Raw genomic sequence first — 3,965 nt, forward strand, 5'->3', positions numbered from 1 at the left:
GGCGAGTCCGAGCAGCAGGCCCAAGGCGACCGCTCCGAGGTCGAGGTCAGCGAAGATTCGAGCGAAGACGTCGAGGACGGCGCGCAGGAGGAATCCGACGGCTCGCCGGACGAGTGGCCGGATGAAATGGACGAGGCCGACGCTCAGGATGCGGGCGAAGCTTGGCGCCCACCGTCCTCGCGCGCGAACGAGCCGCGCGGACCCGACTACAAGGCCTACACGCAAAAATTCGACGAGATGATCCACGCGGAGGATCTTTGCGATTCCGATGAACTGACCCGCCTGCGCGCCTATCTCGACAAGCAGCTCGCTCATCTCCAGGGCGTCGTCGGACGGCTCGCCAACCGCCTGCAGCGCCGCCTGCTGGCGCAACAGAACCGCGCGTGGGAGTTCGACCTCGAGGAAGGTTCTCTCGATCCCGTGCGGTTGCCGCGCATCGTCATGGATCCGTTCCAACCCTTGTCGTTCAAACGCGAGCAGGACACCAATTTCCGCGACACGGTGGTGACTCTCTTGATCGACAATTCAGGCTCGATGCGTGGACGTCCGATCACCGTCGCTGCGACCTGCGCCGACATTCTGGCGCGCACGCTCGAACGCTGCGGCGTGAAGGTCGAGATCCTCGGCTTCACCACGCGCGCCTGGAAGGGCGGGCAATCGCGCGAGCAATGGCTTCAGAACAACAAGCCGGCCAATCCAGGCCGCCTCAACGACCTGCGCCACATCATCTACAAATCGGCGGATGCACCTTGGCGGCGCGCGCGCAAGAATCTCGGCCTGATGATGCGCGAAGGCCTGCTCAAAGAGAACATCGACGGTGAAGCCCTCGATTGGGCGCATAAGCGCCTGCTCGGACGGCCGGAGCAGCGCCGCATCCTGATGGTCATTTCGGACGGCGCGCCGGTTGATGATTCGACCCTCTCGGTCAATCCGGGCAATTATCTCGAACGCCATCTGCGCTACGTGATCGAAGAGATCGAGACCCGCTCGCCGGTCGAATTGATCGCCATCGGCATCGGTCACGACGTGACGCGCTACTACCGCCGCGCCGTCACCATCGTCGATGCGGAAGAGCTCGGCGGCGTGATGACCGAGAAACTCGCCGAGCTTTTCGAAGAGAATCCGCCGACCGTCACGCGCGCCGCGCCGCGCCGCCGGCTTCATGCGTAGATCAGCTCCGGGCGAGGCCAGCGCATGAAACTCGGCCGCCGCGGGTTCCTGCTCGGCGGCGCGAGCGCCGTCGCCGCAGCTCTTGCGACGACGCGAACGCTGGCGCGGCCGAAACCTGCCATCGGCGAGATTCCGGTGGCGATATCCGCGACCCGGATCGCATCGTTCTCGGTCGAGGATCCGTCGCGCAAGACCTTCGGCTCCCTCCTCTTTCGCTCGGGCCTCGTCCTGCGCTCGTCCGATCCGAATTTCGGAGGCTTTTCCAGTCTTTGGCGCTCGCCCGACGGTGGGCGGATCGTGTCGGTCGCCGACAATGCGCAATGGCTTTCGGCCTCCGTCGAGACCCGTGACGGCATGCTCGACGGATTGGGTGAGGCCACCCTCGCCCCCTTGCTCGGCGAGACCGGAAAGCCGCTGGCACGCACGCGCTATTATGACACGGAGAGTCTCACCATCAGCGGTGGAGAGGCGTATGTCGGCATCGAGCGCAAGCATGCGGTGGCCCGATTCGATTGGAGCCGCCAGGGCGTGAAGGCGCGCGGAAAGCTGCTCGCGTTTCCCAAGGCCGTGCGCGATCGGATCGCCGACCTTCCCCACAACAGCGGGTTGGAGGCGATCGGCGTCGCACCGCGCCGCTCGCCTCTGGCGGGCGCGGTCATCGCGGTTTCCGAGCAGGCGCGCCGAGGCGAAGATGTGCCGACGGCTGGTTTCATCCTGACCGGGTCGCAGGTCGGCGTTTTTGAAGTGGTGCGGTCGAATGGCTACGCGATCAGCGATCTCGCCTTCTTGCCCGACGGCGACATGCTTCTGCTCGAACGACAGGCCTCGATATGGGAAGGATTTCGCATCCGCCTGCGGCGCGTCCGTGCGACCGCCATTCGGCCGGGCGCGACGATCGACGGCGCAGTGATCTTCGAAAGCGCACCCTCTCACCAAGTCGACAACATGGAAGGTCTCGCCGTCCACCAGGACGGCGGCGACATCATTCTCACCCTGATCTCGGACGACAATTTCAGCATCTTCCAACGCACGCTCTTGTTGGAGTTCGCACTGCCTTCCGCTTCGCGACCGCCTGCCTAACGCAAAGGCAGATGCCGCATTTCTCGCCGCAAACTTGCCTGTTTCGCAGGCGCCGCTTGCTTGCTGACCCGCAATCGGCGAACCTAAGCTCCTTCGATAAGCGTCCCCGGGTGACGACCGACAATCGATTGCCCATTTTAGAGGCGGCTGCACTTCGTGACGGCAAGGGCGATTTTCGACGAGATGAACGGCGGCGACGGGCAGGGCCGCTCCGCCTACACGTTGCTTCGCGATTGGCTCAACACGGTTCCCAAGGAACTTCTCGACCGGCGTAGCGAGGAAGCCGAACTCCTCTTTCGCAAAGTCGGAATCACCTTCGCCGTCTACGGCAACGCCGAAGCCGAGGAGCGACTGATCCCGTTCGACATCATCCCGCGCATTCTTTCCGCGCGAGAATGGGCCCGCCTGTCGCGCGGGCTGGAACAGCGGGTCTCGGCGCTCAATCAATTCCTCAAGGACATCTACGGCCCACGCGAGATCCTGCGCGCCGGTATCGTCCCGCACGAACTCGTCTATCAGAACCCCTATTACCGGCCGCAGATGAACGGGTTGAACCTCAGCGGTGACATCTATGTTCAGGTGGCCGGCGTCGACATCGTGCGCGTCGATGACGAGGATTTCTACGTTCTCGAGGACAATCTTCGCACGCCGTCCGGCGTCTCCTACATGCTGGAGAACCGTGAAGTAATGATGCGTCTGTTCCCGGACCTCATGGCCAAGCAGCGCATCCTGCCGATCGAGAATTACGTCAACGATCTCCTCGCCACGCTAAAGTCGGTTGCGCCGCGAAGCGGATCGCGCACGCCGACCGTCGTGCTGCTCACTCCGGGTGCGTTCAACAGCGCCTATTACGAACACAGCTTTCTCGCCGATCGCATGGGCGTGGAGCTGGTCGAGGGACGCGATCTCTTCGTTCGCGACGAGATCGTCTATATGCGCACCACCGAAGGGCCAAAGCGCGTCGACGTGGTGTACAGCCGGATCGACGACGAGTTTCTCGACCCGCTGGTGTTTCGCCCCGATTCCGCGCTCGGCGTTCCGGGCCTGATTGCGGCCTATCGCGCCGGCAATGTCGCCATCGCCAATGCGCCGGGCACCGGCGTCGCCGACGACAAGGCGCTCTACAGCTACGTGCCCGACATCGTGCGGTTCTACACCGGCGAGGAGCCGATCCTGAAGAATGTCCCGACATGGCGCTGCCGCGAGCGGGAATCGCTGTCCTATGTCCTCGACAATCTGCACGAGTTGGTGGTCAAGGAGGTCAACGGATCGGGCGGTTACGGCATGCTCGTCGGACCGCATGCGACCGTGGAAGCCCGCGAGCAGTTTCGCGCCCGCGTTCTCGCGCGGCCCGACAACTACATTGCGCAACCGACCCTCGCGCTCTCCACCAGTCCGGTCTTCACCCAGAATGGATTGGCGCCGCGCCATGTGGATTTGCGCCCGTTCGTGCTCACTGGTAGCGACGGCGTCCGGCTCGTTCCCGGTGGCTTGACGCGCGTTGCGCTCACGCCCGGCTCACTCGTGGTCAATTCGAGCCAGGGCGGCGGGACGAAGGATACATGGGTGCTGGGCGAATGAGGCACATGAGCGGGCGGAGGCATCATCCTTGCTGAGTCGCGACGCCGACAGTCTGTATTGGCTCTCCCGTTATGTGGAGCGCGCGGAGAACACCGCCCGTATTCTCGACGTCGCCTATCGCATGGCGTCGATGC

The 3,965-nt window shown here is 63.9% G+C and carries 4 protein-coding genes; all 4 read left to right on the top strand.

What is annotated here, in order from left to right:
- The coding region (locus AC1DT3_RS13685) for a cobaltochelatase CobT-related protein (RefSeq protein WP_477465800.1) at positions 1 to 1,170 on the top strand (1,170 nt) is incomplete at its 5' end.
- A 24-nt stretch (positions 1,171 to 1,194) separates the two neighbouring features.
- Positions 1,195 to 2,250, top strand: a complete 1,056-nt coding sequence (locus AC1DT3_RS13690) for an esterase-like activity of phytase family protein (protein WP_477465801.1) — start codon at positions 1,195 to 1,197, stop codon at positions 2,248 to 2,250.
- Positions 2,251 to 2,433: 183 nt separating this feature from the next.
- Positions 2,434 to 3,831, top strand: a complete 1,398-nt coding sequence (locus tag AC1DT3_RS13695) for a circularly permuted type 2 ATP-grasp protein (RefSeq protein ID WP_477465802.1) — start codon at positions 2,434 to 2,436, stop codon at positions 3,829 to 3,831.
- Between the two features lie 28 nt (positions 3,832 to 3,859).
- Positions 3,860 to 3,965: alpha-E domain-containing protein (locus AC1DT3_RS13700; RefSeq protein ID WP_477465803.1), on the top strand; the 106-nt coding region annotated here is incomplete at its 3' end.

Source organism: Microvirga sp. P4_G7, from assembly GCF_056401005.1.